Source organism: Streptomyces sp. NBC_01077 (assembly GCF_045162855.1).
Classification (GTDB): Bacteria; Actinomycetota; Actinomycetes; order Streptomycetales; family Streptomycetaceae; genus Streptomyces.
Window position 1 is genome coordinate 3528214 of the sequence record NZ_CP108669.1, and the last position, 20046, is coordinate 3548259.

At 71.0% G+C, this 20046-nt stretch carries 20 protein-coding genes; 13 read left to right on the forward strand and 7 right to left on the reverse strand.

All coding sequences use genetic code 11. From position 1 onward, the window contains the following. Positions 1 to 19: 19 nt before the first annotated feature. A complete protein-coding gene (locus tag OG462_RS15785) occupies positions 20 to 1462 on the forward strand; it encodes an MFS transporter (protein WP_406058072.1) in 1443 nt (480 codons plus the stop codon). A gap of 113 nt (positions 1463 to 1575) precedes the next feature. Here OG462_RS15785 and OG462_RS15790 read toward each other — a convergent pair whose 3' ends face one another. Further along, on the reverse strand, positions 1576 to 1803 hold the full coding sequence (locus tag OG462_RS15790) for a DUF6243 family protein (RefSeq protein WP_406058073.1): 228 nt from the start codon (positions 1801 to 1803) through the stop codon (positions 1576 to 1578). Between the two features lie 239 nt (positions 1804 to 2042). Here OG462_RS15790 and OG462_RS15795 point away from each other — a divergent pair, with 239 nt between their 5' ends. The 3 genes from OG462_RS15795 to OG462_RS15805 all read left to right on the forward strand — a co-directional run bounded on the left by OG462_RS15795 (position 2043) and on the right by OG462_RS15805 (position 4562). Continuing rightward, entirely contained in the window at positions 2043 to 3080 is a 1038-nt protein-coding gene (locus OG462_RS15795; protein WP_406058074.1) for an aldo/keto reductase, read from the forward strand. Positions 3081 to 3124: 44 nt separating this feature from the next. Continuing rightward, entirely contained in the window at positions 3125 to 3715 is a 591-nt protein-coding gene (locus OG462_RS15800; protein ID WP_406058075.1) for a TetR family transcriptional regulator, read from the forward strand. A 145-nt stretch (positions 3716 to 3860) separates the two neighbouring features. After that, on the forward strand, positions 3861 to 4562 hold the full coding sequence (locus OG462_RS15805) for a VC0807 family protein (protein ID WP_406058076.1): 702 nt from the start codon (positions 3861 to 3863) through the stop codon (positions 4560 to 4562). 72 nt (positions 4563 to 4634) lie between these two features. On the opposite strand, the gene OG462_RS15810 is transcribed toward OG462_RS15805, so the two are convergent. Beyond that, complete coding sequence (locus OG462_RS15810) at positions 4635 to 6017, reverse strand: glycine--tRNA ligase (protein ID WP_406058077.1); 1383 nt, start codon at positions 6015 to 6017, stop codon at positions 4635 to 4637. 211 nt (positions 6018 to 6228) lie between these two features. Between OG462_RS15810 and OG462_RS15815 the strand changes: the two genes are divergently transcribed. The 4 genes from OG462_RS15815 to OG462_RS15830 all read left to right on the forward strand — a co-directional run bounded on the left by OG462_RS15815 (position 6229) and on the right by OG462_RS15830 (position 9404). After that, entirely contained in the window at positions 6229 to 7218 is a 990-nt protein-coding gene (locus tag OG462_RS15815; RefSeq protein ID WP_406058078.1) for a zinc ABC transporter substrate-binding protein, read from the forward strand. A 26-nt stretch (positions 7219 to 7244) separates the two neighbouring features. Next, positions 7245 to 8012 carry a metal ABC transporter ATP-binding protein gene (locus tag OG462_RS15820; protein WP_406058079.1) on the forward strand — a complete coding sequence of 256 codons (768 nt, stop codon included), beginning with the start codon at positions 7245 to 7247 and terminating at the stop codon, positions 8010 to 8012. A 16-nt stretch (positions 8013 to 8028) separates the two neighbouring features. After that, a complete protein-coding gene (locus tag OG462_RS15825) occupies positions 8029 to 8922 on the forward strand; it encodes a metal ABC transporter permease (RefSeq protein WP_406058080.1) in 894 nt (297 codons plus the stop codon). Positions 8923 to 8993: 71 nt separating this feature from the next. Then, the gene (locus tag OG462_RS15830) at positions 8994 to 9404 is read left to right on the forward strand and encodes a Fur family transcriptional regulator (RefSeq protein WP_030317431.1); all 411 of its coding nucleotides are present in this window, start codon (positions 8994 to 8996) and stop codon (positions 9402 to 9404) included. 75 nt (positions 9405 to 9479) lie between these two features. Here OG462_RS15830 and OG462_RS15835 read toward each other — a convergent pair whose 3' ends face one another. Next, the gene (locus OG462_RS15835; RefSeq protein ID WP_406058081.1) at positions 9480 to 10025 is read right to left on the reverse strand and encodes a YcxB family protein; all 546 of its coding nucleotides are present in this window, start codon (positions 10023 to 10025) and stop codon (positions 9480 to 9482) included. Between the two features lie 98 nt (positions 10026 to 10123). Between OG462_RS15835 and OG462_RS15840 the strand changes: the two genes are divergently transcribed. Continuing rightward, on the forward strand, positions 10124 to 11164 hold the full coding sequence (locus tag OG462_RS15840) for a hypothetical protein (RefSeq protein WP_406058083.1): 1041 nt from the start codon (positions 10124 to 10126) through the stop codon (positions 11162 to 11164). Between the two features lie 144 nt (positions 11165 to 11308). Further along, a complete protein-coding gene (locus tag OG462_RS15845) occupies positions 11309 to 14029 on the forward strand; it encodes a M4 family metallopeptidase (protein WP_406058085.1) in 2721 nt (906 codons plus the stop codon). A gap of 59 nt (positions 14030 to 14088) precedes the next feature. Here the strand turns inward: OG462_RS15845 and OG462_RS15850 are convergent, their stop codons facing one another. The 4 genes from OG462_RS15850 to OG462_RS15865 form a co-directional block, all read right to left on the reverse strand. After that, positions 14089 to 14913 (reverse strand): isoprenyl transferase, encoded by an 825-nt coding sequence (locus OG462_RS15850; RefSeq protein ID WP_406058087.1) that lies wholly within the window; start codon positions 14911 to 14913, stop codon positions 14089 to 14091. 17 nt (positions 14914 to 14930) lie between these two features. Further along, a complete protein-coding gene (gene recO / locus OG462_RS15855; RefSeq protein WP_406058088.1) occupies positions 14931 to 15680 on the reverse strand; it encodes a DNA repair protein RecO in 750 nt (249 codons plus the stop codon). A 140-nt stretch (positions 15681 to 15820) separates the two neighbouring features. Next, positions 15821 to 16036, reverse strand: coding sequence for a hypothetical protein (locus OG462_RS15860; RefSeq protein ID WP_231074811.1), 216 nt, complete (start codon positions 16034 to 16036; stop codon positions 15821 to 15823). Beyond that, entirely contained in the window at positions 16033 to 16254 is a 222-nt protein-coding gene (locus tag OG462_RS15865) for a hypothetical protein (protein ID WP_406058090.1), read from the reverse strand. Before OG462_RS15865 ends, OG462_RS15860 begins: the two co-directional genes overlap by 4 nt. A 132-nt stretch (positions 16255 to 16386) precedes the next feature. Between OG462_RS15865 and OG462_RS15870 the strand changes: the two genes are divergently transcribed. From OG462_RS15870 to OG462_RS15880, 3 genes are all read left to right on the forward strand, one after another. Then, complete coding sequence (locus tag OG462_RS15870; protein WP_406058092.1) at positions 16387 to 16686, forward strand: hypothetical protein; 300 nt, start codon at positions 16387 to 16389, stop codon at positions 16684 to 16686. 116 nt (positions 16687 to 16802) lie between these two features. After that, positions 16803 to 18173: an FAD-dependent oxidoreductase gene (locus tag OG462_RS15875; protein ID WP_406058094.1), complete on the forward strand. Its 1371-nt coding sequence runs from the start codon at positions 16803 to 16805 to the stop codon at positions 18171 to 18173. 70 nt (positions 18174 to 18243) lie between these two features. Beyond that, a complete protein-coding gene (locus OG462_RS15880; RefSeq protein WP_406058096.1) occupies positions 18244 to 19977 on the forward strand; it encodes a LuxR C-terminal-related transcriptional regulator in 1734 nt (577 codons plus the stop codon). Positions 19978 to 20046 lie beyond the last annotated feature (69 nt).

A 20046-nucleotide genomic window follows, 5' to 3' on the forward strand; every position in this document is an offset into this window, starting at 1 on the left:
GCGGCGGATCGTCGGATGCGTGACTACAACCTCCGCTTCTCCCCGGGCCGGTACCCCGGCCGCCGCGCCCGGCCGTCCGGCGCTCGGTGCCCTCGGCCTGTTCACCGTCCTCCTCGGCGCCGCGCTGCCGCTGATCGACTTCTTCATCGTCAATGTCGCCCTGCCGTCCATCGACCACGACCTCGCGGCCGGCCCGGCGCTCCTCGAACTGATCGTCGCCGGATACGGCCTGTCGTACGCCGTGCTGCTCGTCCTCGGCGGGCGGCTCGGCGACCTCTTCGGGCGCCGTCGGCTCTTCCTCGCCGGCATGGCGGCCTTCGGTCTGACCTCGCTCGCCTGCGGTCTCGCCCCGGACGCCTGGACACTGGTCGGGGCACGGGTGGCGCAGGGCGCGGCGGCGGCGCTGATGCTCCCGCAGGTCCTCGCCACCATCCACTCCTCGACGGAGGGCGCCCGGCGGGCCAAGGCGCTGAGCCTGTACGGGGCGACCGCGGGGCTCTCCATGGTGACCGGCCAGATCCTGGGCGGGGTGCTCGTCGCCGCCGACCTCGCGGGCTCGGGCTGGCGTGCGGTGTTCCTGGTGAACGTGCCGGTGGCGGTGGCGGGCCTCGTCCTGGCCTTCCGTACGGTCCCGGAGACCCGCTCGGACCGCCCGGCGCCGGTGGACGTGGCGGGCACGCTGCTGCTCGCGGTCTCGCTGCTCACCCTGCTCGCACCCCTGACGGAGGGCCGGACGGCGGGCTGGCCGCTGTGGACCTGGGTGTCGCTGGCCGTGTTCCCGTTCGCGGCGGCGGCCTTCTGGTGGGTGGAACGGCGGGCGGACCGCCGGGGCCGCACCCCGCTTGTCCCACCGAGTCTGCTCGACCTGGTCTCGCTGCGGCGCGGGCTGATCCTCGTCCTGCCGCTCTCGGGCGGCTTCGGCGGCTTCATGTTCGTGATCGCGGTGGCGCTCCAGCAGGGCCTGGGCCTGGGCGCGGTGGCCTCGGGCCTGGCGCTCGTCCCGATGGCGGTGGCCTTCTTCGGGGCCTCGCTCGCGGGTCCGCGGCTCGTACGGCGCTGGGGCACGCGCGTGGTGCCGGTGGGCGCCCTGCTCCAGGCCCTCGGCCTCGCTCTGATCGCCCTGACCGCTTGGCGCTCCTGGCCGGACATGTCGGTGCTGAGCCTGCTTCCCGGCATGGCGATCGCGGGCATCGGGCAGGGTCTCCAGCTCCCGGTGCTCTTCCGGGTGGTGCTCTCCGAGGTGCCGGCGGAGCGGGCGGGCGTGGGCAGCGGCGTGATGGTGACCACCCAGCAGACGGCCTTGACCCTGGGCGTCGCCACCCTCGGCAGCCTCTATCTGAGCCTCACCGCCTCCGCCCCGGCGGACTCGGCCACGCCGCTGACGGTGACGCTCCTCCTCCAGCTGGCGATGGCCCTGCTCACGGCCCTGCTGGCGCTGCGCCTGCCGAGGACGGTGCGGTAGGCCACGGAAAGGGCCCGAGGTGTGGAGACACCTCGGGCCCTTCGTCATGCGACAGCGACTACTCCTGGCCGGTGCCGGGGTGCGGTTACTCCTGGCCGGTGCCGGGGTGTCGGTTACTCCTGGCCGGTGCCGGGGGTGTCGGTGCTGTCGGCACCCGCCGTGGTCTCGGCGGCATCGGCTCCCTGGGAGCGCTCGCGCATCTTCTTCAGGAGGTCCTGCTTGCGCTCGTCGGCCGAGCTGCGGGCGGCGGCGCGGCCCTGGGCGGTGCCGAGCTGGTCGGCGCGGGACAGCTTCTTGCGCTGTCCTCCGACGCCGAGGAGGTTGTTGCGGCTCTTGGCCACGGTGTTCTCCCGTCAGTGAGGTGGGCGGTGGTCGAGCTGGGTCTGCCGGCGACGGCTCTCACTCGTAGATCTGGAAGAACGAATACATGCCGGTGACGCTACCCCGGCCGCAGAGCGACGGCACGCGCTTTTCTCCGCACCACTCGAAGGAATGACAGATATTGAAATCTGTCATCGGTCATGTCATGGTTGTCCTGTCGCACTGTTCCACCCCTCTCACGACGCCCCAGGAGACAGCCATGACCACCACAAGCCGTCCCGTCCCCACCCGCCCGCTCGGCACCACCGGGCCCCAGGTCTCCGCTCTCGGTCTCGGCTGCATGGGCATGTCCGCGCTGTACGGCGAGAGCGACCGCGCCGAGTCGATCGCGACGATCCACGCCGCCTTGGACGCGGGGGTGACCCTGCTCGACACGGGCGACTTCTACGGGATGGGGCACAACGAGCTGCTGATCGCCGAGGCGCTGCGGACCGCGCCCGCCGCCGCCCGCGAGCAGGCGCTGACCAGCGTGAAGTTCGGCGCGCTCCGCACGGTCGAGGGCGGCTTCACCGGGTACGACGGCCGGCCCGCCGCCGTGAAGAACTTCGCGGCGTACTCGCTCCAGCGCCTGGGCACCGACCACATCGACATCTACCGGATCGCCCGCGTCGACCCCGACGTGCCGATCGAGGAGACCGTCGGCGCCATCGCCGAGCTGGTCGAGGCGGGGCACGTGCGGCACATCGGACTCTCCGAGGTCGGCGCGGACACCCTGCGCCGGGCGGCGGCCGTGGCCCCGATCGCGGACCTCCAGATCGAGTACTCGCTGATCTCCCGTTCCATCGAGGAGAAGATCCTGCCCACCGCCCGTGAGCTGGGCATAGGCATCACGGCGTACGGGGTGCTGTCGCGCGGACTGATCAGCGGGCACTTCACCCGGGACCGGGAGCTGGCGGCAAACGACTTCCGGGGCATGAGCCCGCGCTTCCAGGGCGAGAACCTCCGGCGGAACCTTGACCTGGTGGACCGACTGCGGGCGCTCGCCGAGGCCAAGGGCGTGACGGTCGCGCAGACCGCGATCGCCTGGGTCCTCGCCCAGGCCGAGCGCCAGGGCGCGGACATCGTCCCGCTGGTCGGCGCCCGGCGCCGGGACCGGCTCGCGGAGGCGCTCGGCGCCCTGGACGTCACGCTCGACGCCGCCGACCTGGCCGCGATCGAGGAGGCCGTCCCGGCGGGCGCGGCGGCCGGCGAGCGGTACCCGGCGGCACAGATGGCACACCTGGACAGCGAGCACTGACCGGCGCCCCCGGACCGCAGCGACTGACAGGTAATGTCCATTCCATGGCCGCCACCGAGACCCTGACCGCAGAGCGCATCCTCGAAGCCACCGAGGAGGTGCTGCGGCGCTACGGGCCGGCGAAGGCGACCGTCGTGGACGTGGCCCGGGTCCTCGGCGTCAGCCACGGCAGCGTCTACCGCCACTTCCGCACGAAGGCGGCACTGCGCGAGGCGGTGACCGAGCGGTGGCTGGAGCGGACGATCGTCGCGCTCCGGCCGTACGTCGAGGGGCCGGGCGCCGCGGACGAGCGGCTGACCGACTGGCTGACCGCCCTCTTCGCCCTGAAGCGCCGCAAGGCGGGCGGCGATCCGGAGCTGATGGCCACCTTCCAGGTGCTGATCGGCGAGAACAGCGCGGTGGTCCACCGGCACGAGGAGCATCTGGTGGAGCAGATCGCCCGCATCGTGGAGGACGGCCACCGCGAGGGGGTGTTCGCCGCGCCGGAGCGGGACTACGCGACGACGGCCCGCGCGGTCTTCGACGCCACGGACCGCTTCCACGATCCGGCGCATGCCGCCGACTGGTCGACCACGGACATCGAGGACGCGTTCGCGGCGGTCATCTCTCTGGCGCAGCGTGCGTTGAGAGCCTGACCCACGGCTCTGAACCACACACATCTGACCTGCGCCCCTGGCCCGCACCTTTTGAAGATCATTTGGCCTGGAGTTTTCCCTTCCCTGTCCGGTACCTCACTAGCGTTCTCCCGCACCGCGACCGTAAACGCTCCCAGGGGGAACCATGTCCACATCCGACAAGCCGCCGGCCCGCTCAGGCGCCACCTCCGCGATCGGCTGGGTCCTCACCATCAGCCTCAACGTCGTCGCGCCGATCCTCACGTACAACATCCTTATCGAGGACCACGGTTGGTCCGAGTTCACCGCCCTGCTCGCCGGCAGCGCCTGGCCGGTCCTGGACAGCGTGATCATGGTCGCTTGGCGGCGCAAGCTCGACGAGTTCGCCGTCGTCACGCTGGTCTTCCTGGTGATCACGGCCCTCGTCACGCTGATCGGCGCACACTCCGCCCGTGCGTTGCTGATCAAGGACTCGGGTGTGACGGGCCTGTTCGGGCTGCTCTGCCTCGCGACCCTGCTCGCGCCGCGACCGCTGATGTTCTACTTCGGCCGCAAGTTCGCCACCGACGACACCCCGGCGAGCACCGCCTGGTGGAACGGCCTGTGGCAGTACGAGGGCTTCCGCTCCACCATGCGCACGATGACGCTGGTGTGGGGCGTGACGTACGTCGCCGAGGCACTCGTCCGCGTCGCCCTCGCGTACGCGCTGCCGACCAAGACCATGGTCACCCTCAGCCCGGTCATGATCTACGGAGTCCTCGGCGCCCTGGGCGTGTGGACGGCCTGGTTCGGAAAGCGGCGGTCGGCCGAGGGAGCGAGGCGTCAGGCGGAGGCCGTGGCGGCCGCCGCGGCTGTCGCGTCCGCCTGACCGCACGGGAAAGCCCCCGGTTCCGAGACGGAACCGGGGGCTTTCGCATGGAGCAAGCCGAAGCGAACAGACTCAGCAGCCGAGCAGGCGGCTGCCCAGGTAGCTCTGGATCTGGTCGAGGGAGACGCGCTCCTGCTTCATGGTGTCGCGCTCGCGCACGGTCACCGCGTTGTCGTCGAGGGTGTCGAAGTCGACGGTCACGCAGAACGGGGTGCCGATCTCGTCCTGGCGACGGTAGCGGCGGCCGATGGCGCCGGCGTCGTCGAACTCGATGTTCCAGTTCTGGCGCAGGTCCGCCGCCAGGCCCTTGGCCTTCGGGGAGAGCTGCGGGTTGCGGGACAGCGGCAGGACGGCGACCTTGATGGGGGCCAGGCGCGGGTCCAGACGCAGGACGACGCGCTTCTCCATGACGCCCTTGGCGTTCGGGGCCTCGTCCTCGTTGTACGCGTCGAGCAGGAAGGCCAGCATCGCGCGGCCGACACCGGCGGCCGGCTCGATGACGTACGGCGTCCAGCGCTCGCCGGACTCCTGGTCCAGGTACGTGAGGTTGGCGCCCGAGGCCTTGGAGTGCGCGTTCAGGTCGTAGTCGGTGCGGTTGGCGACGCCTTCCAGCTCGCCCCACTCGCTGCCGCCGAACGAGAAGCGGTACTCGATGTCGGCGGTGCGCTTCGAGTAGTGGGAGAGCTTCTCCTGCGGGTGCTCGAACCAGCGCATGTTCTCCTCACGGAGACCCAGGCCCGTGTACCAGTTCCAGCGCTGCTCCATCCAGTATTCCTGCCACTGCTCGTCCTCGCCCGGCTTGACGAAGAACTCCATCTCCATCTGCTCGAACTCGCGGGTGCGGAAGATGAAGTTGCCCGGAGTGATCTCGTTCCGGAAGGACTTGCCCATCTGCGCGATGCCGAACGGCGGCTTCTTGCGCGAGGTCTGCTGCACCTGACCGAAGTTGGTGAAGATGCCCTGCGCGGTCTCGGGGCGCAGGTACGCGACGGAGCCGGTGTCCTGGGTCGGGCCGAGGTGCGTGGAGAGCAGGCCGGAGAACTGCTTGGGCTCGGTGAAGGTGCCCTTGTTGCCGCAGTTCGGGCAGTTGAGGTCGGCGAAGCCGTTCTCGGGGAGGCGGCCGTGCTTCTCCTCGTACGCCTCCTCCAGGTGGTCCGCGCGGTAGCGCTTGTGGCAGGAGGTGCACTCGGTCAGCGGGTCGGTGAAGGTGGCGACGTGGCCGGAGGCCTCCCAGACCTCGGTGGCCAGGATGACCGACGAGTCGATACCGACGACGTCCTCGCGCGAGGTGACCATGTAACGCCACCACTGACGCTTCAGGTTCTCCTTGAGTTCGACGCCCAGCGGTCCGTAGTCCCAGGCGGCCTTCTGGCCGCCGTAGATCTCACTGCACGGGTAGACGAAGCCACGGCGCTTGCTCAGGCTGACGATGGTGTCGATCTTGTCGGCGGCCACGGTGCTCTCTTCATTACGACGACGAAGTGCGAATGCCTCAGGTTACCGGCGCCCGCACCCCCCGTATCAAATCGGTTCGGTGAGCGGATCGCCCGACGGCCGCCGGACGGCCGCCCGATGGTCCCCGCGACGGCCGCCCGAGGTGCCGCGTGCGCGGAACCACACGTACGACAATTGACAATCGTTTCCAGTTTTGTTGAAAATGAGTGTCATGAACGTACGTCGCCTCATACCCACCACCGCCCTCGCCGGAGCCGTCACGCTCGGCATCGTCACCCTCTCCGCCTGCGCCGGAACCTCCGACGCGGCCGACAAGGGCAGCGACGGCAAGCTGGACGTGGTGGCGTCGTTCTACCCCATGCAGTACCTGGCCGAGCAGATAGGCGGCGGCCACGTCGCCGTCAACACGCTCACCAAGCCCGGCGTCGAACCCCACGACCTGGAGCTCAAGCCGAAGCAGATCGGCGAGCTCGGCGAGGCCGACGTCGTCCTCTACCTCAAGGGCATCCAGCCCGCCGTCGACGACGCGATCGCCCAGGCCGGCGTCAAGAACACCGTCGACGCCGCCACCCTCACGAAGCTCGAAGCCCACGGCACCGGGGTCGGCCACGAAGGCCACGACCACGCCGAGGGGGAGCACGCGGAAGAGGAGGCGGGTCACGACCACGGCTCCGAGGCCGGCGCCGACCCGCACATCTGGCTCGACCCCGTGAAGTACGCCGAGGTCGCCAAGGGTGTCGGCACCGCCCTGGAGAAGGCCGACCCGGCGAACGCCGCCGACTACAGGAAGAACACCGACGCGCTCGTCAAGAAGCTCGGCGACCTGAACACCGACTTCGAGACGGGTCTGAAGAACACCGCGACGAAGACCTTCATCACCACCCACTCCGCCTTCGGCTACCTCGCCGAGCGGTACGGCCTGGACCAGGAGGGCATCTCCGGCATCGACCCCGAGTCCGAGCCGAGCCCCGCCCGGATCAAGGAACTCCAGGACGTCGCGAAGAAGGACAAGGTCACCACCGTCTTCTTCGAGACCCTCGCGAGCGACAAGACGGCCAAGACCCTCGCCGGCGACACCGGTCTGAAGACCGACGTGCTCGACCCGCTGGAGGGAATCACGGACACGTCCAAGGGCGATGACTACATCGAGGTCATGCGCTCCAACCTCGCCGCGCTGCAGAAGGCCCTCGGCGCCAAGTGATCACAGCACAGCAGGAGGTACGAGCGATGGCAGCCAAGGAACCCGTCATTTCCGTCCGCGGAGCCACGGCGGCCCTCGGCGCCCGGCCCGTCCTCCGCGGCGTCGACCTCACCGTCCACCGCGGTGAGGTCGTCGCCCTGCTCGGCGCCAACGGCTCCGGCAAGTCCACCGCGGTCCGCTCCGTCATCGGCCAGGTGCCGCTGACCGGCGGCACGATCGAGCTGTTCGGCACGGACCGGAAGCGGTTCCGCGACTGGGCCCGGGTCGGCTACGTGCCGCAGCGCACCACGGCCGCGAGCGGCGTCCCCGCCACCATCCGCGAGGTCGTCTCCTCCGGCCGGCTCTCCCGCCGCAGGTTCGGCTGGCTGACCAAGGCCGACAAGGCCGCCGTCGAGCGGGCCATCGACCTCGTCGGACTCGCCGACCGCGCCAAGGACTCCGTCTCGGCCCTCTCCGGCGGCCAGCACCAGCGGGTCCTGATCGCCCGCGCGCTCGCCTCCGAGCCCGAGCTCCTGATCATGGACGAGCCGATGGCGGGCGTCGACCTCGCGAGCCAGGAGATCCTGGCCTCGACCCTGCGCGAGCAGGTCGCGGGCGGCACCTCCGTCCTCCTCGTCCTGCACGAGCTGGGCCCCCTGGAGCCGCTGATCGACCGCGCGGTCGTGCTCCGCGACGGCTGCGTCGTCCACGACGGCCCGCCGCCCGAGGCCCTCGGCCAGCACGCGCTGCCGGGCCACGACCACGTCCATCCGCACGCGGCCGGGGAGCCGCTCCGTACGGGTCTGCTGACCTGAGGAAGCTGACCTGATCATGGAAATGCTCGATCTCGCCTTCATGCAGCGCGCGCTCCTCGCGGCCGTGCTCGTCGGCATCACCGCACCCGCCGTGGGCATCTACCTGGTCCAGCGCCGTCAGGCGCTGATGGGCGACGGCATCGGCCATGTCGCCATGACCGGTGTCGGCCTCGGCTTCCTCCTGAACTCCAGCCCGGTCTGGATGGCGACCGCCGTCGCCGTCGTCGGCTCGGTCGCGATGGAGCTGATCCGGGCGTACGGCAAGACCCGCGGCGACCTCGCGCTCGCGCTGCTCTTCTACGGCGGCATGGCCGGCGGCGTCCTGCTGATCAACCTGTCGCCGACCGGCTCCAACGCCAACCTCAGCTCGTACCTCTTCGGCTCGCTCTCCACGGTCTCCACCGAGGACATCACCGCCATCGCGATCCTGGCCGCCTTCGTGGTCCTGGTCACGGTCGGTCTGCGCCGGCAGCTCTTCGCCGTCAGCCAGGACGAGGAGTTCGCCCGCGTCACCGGCCTCCCGGTGCGCGCCCTGAACCTGCTGATCGCGGTCACGGCCGCGGTGACCGTCACGGTCGCCATGCGGGTCGTCGGCCTGCTGCTGGTCAGCGCCCTCATGGTGGTGCCGGTCGCGGCGGCCCAGCAGCTGTCGAAGTCCTTCCGCGCGACCTTCGTCCTCGCGGTGGTGACGGGCATCACGGTCACCCTGGCGGGCACGGTCACCTCGTACTACCAGGATGTGCCGCCCGGTGCGACGATCGTCCTGTACGCGATCGGCGTCTTCGTCCTGCTCACCCTGCTCGCCACGCCGCTCGCCAAACGGCGGGCGCGGGCGGCCGAGGCGGGTGCGGAGAGCTGTGACGCACCGGTTCCGGCGACCCGGCGGCCGACGGACGACGTGAAGGTCTGATCCGGCCCGGACTCAGGGGCGTGGGGGGCTGGCAGAATGGCGGGGGCAGACAAGCATTCAAGGAGGCCCCCGTGGTGACGGCAGGACCCCCCGTACGAGGCCGCTCGACCAAGCAGCGTGCCGCCGTCTCCGCGGCGCTGAACGAGGTGGACGAGTTCCGCAGCGCCCAGGAGCTGCACGACATGCTCAAGCACCGCGGCGACTCGGTCGGCCTCACCACCGTCTACCGCACGCTCCAGTCCCTCGCGGACGCGGGAGAGGTCGACGCGCTGCGCACGAGCGAGGGCGAGACGGTGTACCGGCGCTGCTCGACCGGCGACCACCACCACCATCTGGTGTGCCGCGTCTGCGGCAAGGCCGTGGAGGTGGAGGGCCCGATGGTGGAGCAGTGGGCCGAGACGATCGCCTCGGAGCACGGCTTCGTGAACGTGGCGCACACGGTGGAGATCTTCGGCACGTGCGCGGACTGCGCCGGGAAGTGACCTGACAGCCGGAAAGTGACCTGACATACGAGAAGGCCCGTACCGCCTCGGTACGGGCCGTTTTCGCGTGGGTGCTCACACCCGGGCGGAGTTCCGGTCCAGGACCGCCCGCAGTCGGTCGACGTCGGCCGGGTCGGCGAGCCCGCTCTTGGGCAGGTACGCGAAGCCGGTGCCGGTCCGCCGGGCGGTGAGCAGGACGAAGAGCCGGGGCGTCTCGACGTACCGGGGAAGCATCGCCCACCGGATCGCGACGTCGGTGTCCCGGGTGATCCACCGCCCGCCGTTCTCGTCCACGAGGGCCCGCGCCTCGCCCTGGGACCGGATCATCAGGAAGAGGCTGCGGGCGGTCGCCCAGGGCAGCAGCTCCGCGGCGGCCACGGCCAGGAGGCCGAGCAAGGTCATCTCCACCGCCGTCCCGGGCTCAGGGTCCCGCGCGACCAGCACAGCCAGGGCCGCGGCGGCGAGGGCGAGCACGCAGGCGCAGTGGGCCGTCCACCGCAGTACCCGCCACCAGCGGGTGGCCCGCAGCCGGACGCGTACGGCCTCGCTCACCTCGGCGAGAACCGGGGGGTAGACGAGTTCGAGCCCGTCCCGGGTGCCGCTCTCCGTCGCTTCGTTCACGGCGGCGATCGTAGCCGCACGGGCAACCGGTCCCCGTACCGGTTTTCGATCATCCCGCTTACCCTGGCCCCGTCGTCGGCCGCCGGAGGGGGAAGCGCATGGAGAGCACGTCGAAAGAGCCGGCTCCGGCCCCCGACTCCTCGCTGCTCTCGCTCCTCGGTCTCGACGCCGAGCAGGACGCCGTCTACCGGCTGCTCGTCGACCGTCCCGACAGCGTCCCGGCGTCGGTCACGGAGCCCGGCGCGGACCCCGGGGCCGTCGTCCGCGCGCTGCAGGGACTTGTCGACCGGGGGCTCGCGAGTGCCGAGCGGGACGAGGACGGCGTACGGTACCGGGCCGCGTCGCCCGTCCTCGCGCTGGGCCCGCTCCTGGAGTCGCGCCGGTCCGCGCTGCACCGGGTCGAGCACTTCGTGTCCGAGCTGGCCGAGCGGCACCGGGCGGCGCAGTCCCGGACGAGCGGGGCGCCGGTGGAGGTGCTGTCGGGGGCGGCGGCGATCCGGCGGCGGCTGGTGGAGATGCAGCGGAAGGCGCGGCGCGAGGTGCGGTCGCTGGTGCCGGCGATGGACCGAGCGGTCGCGATCACCTTCGAGGACAACGTCGACGAGGTCGAGCGCGAGTCGATGCGCCGGGGTGTGGTCGTCCGGTCGGTGGTGTCGCGGGCGTGGCTGGAGGAACCCCGGGCGGCCCGGTGGCTCACCGACCTGGCGTCGGAGGGGCAGCGGATCGCGGTGACGGAGTCGCTGCCGATCAAGCTGGTGGTGGTGGACGAGGACGTGGCGCTGCTGCCGCTGGATCCCGAGCGGGAGGAGACGGAGCCGGTGGCCCTCGTGGTGCACCGCAGTGGTCTGCTCACGGCCCTGATCTCGCTGTTCGAGCAGTACTTCGCGCTCGGCCGGGAGTTGCACCCGGCCGTCCGGGGGTCGGAGTGCGACGGGCCGGGCCCGCTCGATCCGGTGGACCGGCAGATCGTGGCGCTGCTGCACGTGGGGCTCACGGACGCGGCGATCGCCCGCCAGTTGGGGATCGGGCACCGGACGGTGCAGCGGCGGCTGCACGAGCTGATGGAGTCGGTGGGGGCGGCGACCCGGTTCCAACTCGGCTGGCACGCTTCGGAGTCGGGCTGGTTGCCCGCGCCGTAGGGCAGAACGAGGCGGCTTTACGCCTGGGCGGTTTTGCGCCGCGTCTCACCCCTTGTAAGCGGAAGCTCTCCTACCGAACCATCGACCCCATCAGTCGCGAGGGTCTCTCAGGCCCTCGCGAACGTGCGTGATGGGGAGGGCTTCGTGAGGACTCAGAGAATCCGACGGATACGCCGGATGCTCGCGACCGGTGTGGTCATGGCGGCGACCGGTTCGGTACTGCTGACCGCTCCGGCGCAGGCCGAGGAGGTGAACGAGCCCACCCCGGCCGCCACGCAGGAGGCGACGGTCGCGCCCCGCATGACCCAGGGCCTCGACGGCGCCACCGCCCGCCGGGGCACCCCGGCGGAGGCGGCCCGCGCGCATCTGAAGGCCCACCAGGACACGTACCGCGTGCCGGTGACCGATCTCGCCACGGTCAGGACGAGCGCCTCCGGCGGCCAGTCCTCGGTCCGCTTCCAGCAGAAGCGGAACGGCGTGCCGGTCTTCGGTGCCGAGTACGCGGTGCAGACGGAGGCGGCCGACGGCGGTCAGCACGTGACCTCCGCGACGGGCACGCTCTACCCGGAGCTGACCGTCTCCACCACCCCGAGGGTCGCCGAGGCCACCGCCGAGCGGCGGATGTTCACCCTGGACACGCGCCTCGCGGCCGCCGAGGGCACGGCGACCGAGCGCCACGGCCTGACGGTCCTGCCGGGTGCGGACGGCGGCCGGCTCGCCTGGCACTTCACGGTGACGGGTGCGACGGCGGCCGGGGAGCCGCTGCGCCAGGAGGTCTTCGTCGACGCCCACGTCGGCGGAATCGCCCTCTCGTACAACAACATCGACGCTGCCGCCGCCGCTGCCGCCGCCTCCCCCGAGAAGGGCACGGGCGTCCGCGTCGACGGTACGGAGACCCCGCTCGACGTCGGCAAGGAGGCGGACGGCTCGTACACGCTGGTCGACTCGGCGCGGGCGATGTTCCCGGTGACCGGCGGCCAGGTCATCACGTACGACGCCAACCGGCAGAGCTACCTGGACGTCGCCAACGGCCCCGTCCGCGAGGGCACGACGATCGTCTCCTCCCCCACGAACCGTTTCGCGGGTACGGCGACCACCTCCGGCGCGGTCGACGCCCACGTCAACGCGAGCAAGGTCTACGAGTACCTCAAGGGCCGGCTCGGCCGTGACGGCGTCGACGGCAAGGGCGGCACGATCCACTCCGTCGTCAACGTCGCCAGCAACGGCAAGGACTACGCGAACGCCTTCTGGGACGGCACCAAGATGGTGTACGGCCACATGAGCGGCGTACCGCTGTCGGTCGGTCTCGACGTCGTCGGCCACGAGATGGCCCACGGGGTCACCGAGCACAGCGCGGGTCTCGTCTACCTCAACCAGTCCGGCGCCCTCAACGAGGCGATCTCCGACTACTTCGGCAACGCCATGGAGACCGCCGACAAGGGCGTCGCCATGACCGACCCGACGTCGGGCCTGATCGGCGAGTACCTCTGCAACGGCACCAAGCCGCTCGAGGAGTGCGCCCTGCGTGACATGAACGACGGCCGGGTCGCGGGCGAGGACTACCTCCCGGTCTCGCTCGACATCGACAACGGCGGGGTGCACCTCAACTCGACGGTCGTGTCCGGCGCGATGTGGGACATGCGCAAGGCCCTGGACCCGGCGCTCGCGGACAGGATCGTCTACCGGGCGGCACAGAACTACCTGACCCCGCTCTCCGGCTTCTCGGACATGCGGAACGCGGTCACCCTCGCCGCGAAGTCGCTCAAGGTCTCCCGCGCCGACCGCGAGGCGATCGCCAGGGCCTTCGACGACCACGGCATCGAGGAGGGCTGGGAGCGCGCGTCCGGCACCCATGACGGGACCACGCTCGCCGGCGACGTCCTGCCCGCGTACGAGGTGTACGCCGGCGCGATCGACGAGCAGGCCGCGCAGATCAACGGCGACGTGTACGCGATCAGCCACGGCGACGCCGTCGCGTGGGGCGCGGGCAGCGCGGGCTTCGGCATCACGGTCGGCCGCTTCGGCAAGCACCCGCAGCGTGAACTGGCCCAGAAGGACGCCTACCTCCTCGACCCGTCCCTCGACGACGACCGCATCGTCTTCACCCGCGTCACCGCCGACTCCATCGGCGTGTACTCCACCAAGGAGAACGGCCAGGGCCCGATCCGCAAGCTGGTGGACGGCCCGGGCGACGAGCTCCAGCCCGTGACCGAGGACGGCCGGCTCGTCTACATCGACAAGCGGGACGGCGAGTCCGACGTCATGCTCCTGGACCGCGACGGCACCACGGTCAATCTGACCCCGGCCGCGGGCACCAACGCCGACCGCCTGACCATGAAGCACGGCAAGGTGGCCTGGCGGGACAACGACGGCGATCACATCAACGTGTACGACCTCGCCACCGGCACCGCGCAGCGCGTGCGGATCCAGTCCTACATCTTCGGCGAGATCACGGACATCCAGCTCACCGGGGACCGGGTCTTCTGGCGCGAGACGACGTCGTTCCTCTTCAGCAGCGACGCGTTCTGGTCGGCGCCGCTGGCCGATCTCACCCAGAAGAAGAAGCTCGGCAAGCCGTCCCAGGCGTACTCCGGCCAGTTCTCCGTCAGCGACGAGTACTTCGCCTACTCGACGTACGACGCCTCGAGCGCCCTCGGCGGCTGGAACGGCACGATCGGCAAGGTGTACGCGGCCCCGCTCGCGGACGTGCTGAACGGCACTCCGGCGTACAGCAGGGTCTCCTGCTCCTCCGGCTTCCAGCTGGCCCCGTCGCTGGGCGAAGGGCAGCGGACGGCCTGGCTGGACACGTCGGCCGCCTCGACGGACGTGGTGACCCGGGCGACCTTCGTCGGCACCTGCGCGTAGGTGGCAAAAGGCCCGAGCCGTACGGACAGTCGGTCCGTACGGCTCGGGCCTCGTTCGGCTCAGCCCTTGTCGAGGACGGCCATGTCGGCCGGGTCGACACCGCCGAAGCGACGGTCGCGCTGGGCGAACTCGACACAGGCCCGCCACAGGTCGCGGCGGTCGAAGTCGGGCCACAGCACGTCCTGGAAGACCATCTCGGCGTACGCGCTCTGCCAGATCAGGTAGTTGGAGGTGCGCTGCTCGCCGCTGGGCCGCAGGAACAGGTCCACGTCCGGCATGTCCGGGTAGTAGAGGTACTTCTGGATGGTCTTCTCGGTGATCTTCGACGGGTCCAGCCGGCCCGCCTTCACGTCCTCGCCCATCGCCTGCGCCGCGTCCGTGAGCTCCGCGCGACCGCCGTAGTTCATGCAGAAGTACAGCGTGAGCTTGGTGTTGTCCTTGGTCTGCTCCTGCGCGACCTGGAGCTCCTTGGCCACCGACTTCCACAGCTTGGGCATCCGGCCGACCCAGCGCACCCGCACGCCGAGCGAGTCGAGCTGGTCGCGGGACTTGCGGATGAAGTCGCGGTTGAAGTTCATCAGGAAGCGCACCTCCTCGGGCGAGCGCTTCCAGTTCTCGGTGGAGAAGGCGTAGAGCGAGATCGACCCCACGCCCATCTCGATCGCGCCCTGGAGCACGTCGAGCACCTGCTCGGCGCCGACCTTGTGCCCCTCGGTGCGGGGCAGGCCGCGCTCCTTGGCCCAGCGGCCGTTGCCGTCCATGACGATCGCGACGTGCTCGGGGACGAGCTCCGACTGGAGCTTCGGCGGGCGGGCGCCGGACGGGTGCGGCTCGGGGGTGCTGTACTCGCGGCGCTGGCGACCGAGCAGTCGTGCGATGGCCATGACGTGGTCTCTCCTACCTAGCTTTTCTCTACGTACCGCAGCGAGCGCAGGCCGCGCTCCAGGTGCCAGTGCAGATAGGCGGACACGAGTCCGCTGCCCTCCCTGACGTGACGCGGCTCGCACGCGTCCGCCGTCGCCCAGTCGCCGGTGAGCAGCGCGCTGAGCAGGCCGATGGCCTCCGCAGAGGGTACGACGCTTCCGGCAGGCCGGCAGTCGCCGCATATGACACCACCCGCCGCCACCGAAAAGAACCGGTTGGGTCCGTGAATGCCGCATTTGGCACAGTCGTCGAAGCTCGGCGCGTAGCCGTTCACGGCGAGCGAGCGGAGGAGGAAGGCGTCCAGGATGAGGTGGGGGGCGTGCTCGCCCCGGGAGAGGGTCCGCAGGCCGCCCACGAGCAGCAGGTACTGCTGTACGGCGGGCTCGCCCTCGTGGTCGGTGAACCGTTCCGCCGTCTCCAGCATGGCGGTGCCGGCGGTGTAGCGGGCGTAGTCGGTGACGATGCCGCTGCCGTACGCGGCGATGGTCTCGCTCTGGGTGCAGAGCGGCAGGCCGCGCCCGATCAGCTCACTCCCCCGGGCGAAGAACTGCACGTCCACGTGCGAGAACGGTTCGAGCCGCGCGCCGAACTTCGACTTCGTCCGCCGGACCCCGCGCGCCACGGCGCGTACGCGCCCGTGACCGCGCGTGAGGAGCGTGATGATGCGGTCCGCTTCGCCCAGCTTCTGGGTGCGCAGCACGATGCCGTCGTCGCGGAACAGACTCATGCGCCCATTCTCGCGTACGGGAGGCGGCCTCCGGACCGGTACGGGCCCACGGGGCCATGACACTCGTGCCCTCCGCACGACGAACGCCCGGCCGGGGGTCCCCTCCCGGCCGGGCGTTCCGCGTACCACGTGGTGCGTTGTCAGGGCACCTCTCCGCGGCTTCGCGCGTTCACGTGCGCCGTGGCCGCACTCAGGCGCTCGGCCGAGGTGGCCTCCCGTACTCCGTCGGGCTCCACGTCCCATTCCCGTCCGCCGCCCAGCGGCCGGATCTGGACGTAGGGCCCTACGTGCCCCATGACCCTCCCGACCCGCCCGGTGCGGATCTCGACGACGTACGACCCGATGGGCAGTGTCATGACCGGCTCTCCTCCCCCGGCAGGACGGCGGCGGCGAGGAGCCGAGCCGTTTCCACCGTGCAGCATCCCAATGCGACGAGCGGCCTCGGAGGATCGGCGGCGAGGGTGACGACGTCGGGCCCGAGCGAGGGAAGCCTGATTCCGGCCCTCGCGAGCGCCTCGCGCAATTCCGTCACTGCCTCTTGTGCGGCTTCGATGGCCCCCGTGGTCGTCTTCATGATGTCTTCCTTCACCAACGTATGCCTTTCTGAATCCATTTCCTTCTTCGCCTCACCAGGGTGGGGCCGGATCCGTAGAATCGGCAGATGCGCAGGTCGTGCAACTGCGGCGCAGCGTTGGGGAGTTAATCCATGGCCAGCGATCCGGGCGCACGGGTGTTCGCGTCCGGCGGATACATCGGGCTGTTCGATCAGGGAATTCGAAAGCCACAGCAGCATGCGGCGAAGAGAATCGACGAGGTCCTACAAACCGGCGGTATTTTCGAACGAACGCGGCGCAAGCCCATCAACAAGTCGCCGCATGCCTCCTATTTCCATGGGACGGCGGAGCCGAAGGCGGTGTCGGCGGGGGTGGCGGCGGGGATCTGCGAGTTCGCGCCGTTCGTGGCGCCGGGCCCACTCCAGACAGCGGAGGACTTTGAGAAGTCATAAGTCCGCCTTATGGGCTCATAGACCGGGGGCGGGTACCACTCCGCTCCCGGGATTATTTAGGGTGACCTAAGTGTCGGCGGCTTCGTCGCCACGTCGCTTGCGAAGGGAACCCAGTCATGCCCCGCCCCCTCCGGGTCGCGATCGTCGGCGCCGGCCCCGCCGGAATCTACGCCGCCGATGCGCTGCTGAAGTCCGAGGCCGCCGCCGAGCCGGGTGTGTCCATCGACCTCTTCGAGCGGATGCCGGCCCCCTTCGGCCTCATCCGTTACGGCGTGGCCCCCGACCACCCGCGCATCAAGGGCATCGTCAACGCCCTCCACCAGGTCCTCGACAAGCCGCAGGTCCGCCTCTTCGGCAACATCGACTACGGCACCGACATCCACCTCGACGACCTGCGCGCCTTCTACGACGCGGTGATCTTCTCGACCGGCGCCATGGCCGACCGCCCGCTGCGCATCCCGGGTGTCGAGCTGGACGGCTCGTACGGCGCCGCCGACTTCGCCTCCTGGTACGACGGCCACCCGGACGTCCCCCGCACCTGGCCGCTCGAAGCGGAGAAGGTCGCCGTCCTCGGCGTCGGCAACGTGGCCCTCGACATCGCCCGCATCCTCGCCAAGACCGGCGACGAGCTGCTGCCGACCGAGATCCCGGCGAACGTCCACGACGGTCTCAAGGTCAACAAGGCCGTCGAGATCCACGTCTTCGGGCGCCGCGGCCCGGCCCAGGCCAAGTTCAGCCCCATGGAGCTTCGCGAGCTGGACCACTCGCCCACCATCGAGGTCATCGTCAACCCCGAGGACATCGACTACGACGAGGGCTCGATCGCCGAGCGGCGCAAGAACAAGCAGACCGACATGGTCGCCAAGACCCTGGAGAACTGGGCGATCCGCGACGTCGGCGACCGCCCGCACAAGCTCTTCCTGCACTTCTTCGAGTCGCCCGTCGAGATCCTCGGTGAGGACGGCCAGGTCGTCGGCCTGCGCACCGAGCGCACCGAGCTGGACGGCACGGGCAACGTGAAGGGCACCGGCACGACGACGGACTGGGACGTCCAGGCCGTCTACCGCGCCGTCGGCTACCTCTCCGACGAGCTGCCCAAGCTCCCCTGGGACACCACCAGCGGCACCGTCCCGGACGAGGGCGGCCGGGTCATCGAGGAGACCGGCGAGCACATGGCCTCCACGTACTGCACCGGCTGGATCCGCCGCGGCCCCGTCGGCCTCATCGGCCACACCAAGGGCGACGCCAACGAGACCGTGGCGAACCTCCTGGACGACTTCGCGAACGGCCGCCTGCTCACCCCCGACACCCCGGAGACGGACGCCGTCGTGTCCTTCCTGGAGGGCAAGGGCCTCACGTACACGACGTGGGAGGGCTGGTACGCGCTGGACGCCGCCGAGAAGGCGCTCGGCGAGCCGCAGGGCCGCGAGCGCGTGAAGATCGTCGAGCGCGAGGACATGCTGCGCGCGAGCGGAGCGATCAAGTAGGGCCTTCGCCTTCGCAGGCCCTCGCCTCTTCCCGGTCCTACTCTGAAAGGACCGGGAAGAGGCGAGAGTCATGTCCGCACCCACCACGATCGACGCGGTCGAACGCGCCAGGGGCGCCGCCGCCCGTGAGTCCTGGGCCGAGGCGTACGAGCTGCTCCACGCCCACGACCGGCATCCCTCGCGCGGCCTGACCGCCGACGACCTCTCCGTCCTCGCCGACGCCGCCTGGTGGTCCGGGCACGTCGACGAGTCCGTCACCGCCCGGCTCCGGGCGCACGCCGCCTATCTCGCGGCCGACGACCACCGGGGCGCCGGACTCGCCTCCTGGTGGCTGCACTACGAGTACGCCGGCCTCGGGCGGCCCGCGGCGGCCGCCGGCTGGCTCCACCGGGCCCGGCACCACCTGGAGGACCTGCCGGACTGCCCGGAGCAGTGCTTCCTGGTCATGACGGCGGCCGAGGAGGCCTCGGCGCACGGCGAACACCAGACCGCCCTCGCCGCGACCCGCCGCATGACCGCCCTCGCCCTCGCCTCCGGCAGCCCCGACCTCCTCGCCCTCAGCCGCCAGACCGAGTCCCGCGTGCTCCTCGCGGCCGGCCGCAGGACCGAGGGCCTCGCCCTCCTCGACGACGCGATGTGCGCGGTGTCGGCGGGCGAACTGAGCGGCATGGTCACGGGCTGGCTGTACTGCCTGGCCCTGACCCAGTGCATGGAGGCCGCCGACTTCGCCCGGGCGGTGGAGTGGACGAACGCGGCGATGGAGTGGTGCGCCCCGCCGTGGACGGGCCGCCCGCCGGACTCGGCAGAGACCCGAACCCCTACCGCCCCGCTCCCCATGACCGTCCCCTCCGGCGAGAACCCCTTCCGGGGCGTCTGCCGGGCCCACCGGGTCGAGGTCCTCGACCTCCTCGGGGCCTGGGCGCTCGCCGAGGCGGAGGCCCGGCAGGCCTGCCGCGAGGTGCCGGTGGACTGCCTGGAGTCGGCCGCCGCCGCGTACTACGCCGCCGGGGACGTCCAGCGGCATCAGGGCCGCCTCGAAGCGGCCGCCGTCTCGTACGGGCACGCCCACGAGCTCGGCAGGATCCCGCAGCCGGGCCTCGCGCTCCTGCGCCTCGCGCAGGGCCGGGCCGACGCGGCCGTGGCGGGCGTCGACCTGGCCCTGGCCTGCCGGAACGACCCCGACCACGACGTCCTGGGCCGGGCCCGCCTGCTCGCCGCCCGTACGGAGGTGGCCCTCGCCGTCCGCGACGTACCCGGGGCGGCGAGGGCGGCGGCGGACCTCGACGCACTCGCGGGACACACGGACGGAGACGTACCCCTGCTGCGGGCCCTGGCGGACACGGCCCTCGGCTCGGTGGCCCTGGCCGAGAAGAGCCCGCACGCGCTGCTCCCGCTGCGCCGGGCGCTCGCCGGGTGGCTGGAGCTCCGGGTGCCGTACGAGGCCGCACAGGTACGGATGCTGCTCGCGGCGGCCGACCGGGGGGCGGGCGACGAGGAGGCGGCCCGCCTTGAGCTGGGCACCGCGCGGGCGGTCTTCGAGCGGCTCGGGGCCGTACCGGACGCCCGGCGCGCGGCCGCGCTGCTCACCGGCGGGACACGACGGCGGCTCCCGGGCGGGCTCACCGCGCGGGAGGCGGAGGTACTGCGGCTGGTCGCCTCGGGCGGCACGAACAAGGACATCGCCCGTGAGCTGGTGATCAGCGAGCACACCGTCGCCCGGCACCTCAACAACATCTTCGCCAAGCTGGGCGTCGGCTCCCGCGCCTCCGCCACGGCGTACGCGTACGCGCACTCGATCCTCTGAGACCTGCCGAGACCTTCTGAGATCTCGTCGTCCGGCCGGCATGGTCCGAACAGCCCATACGGACCGGTT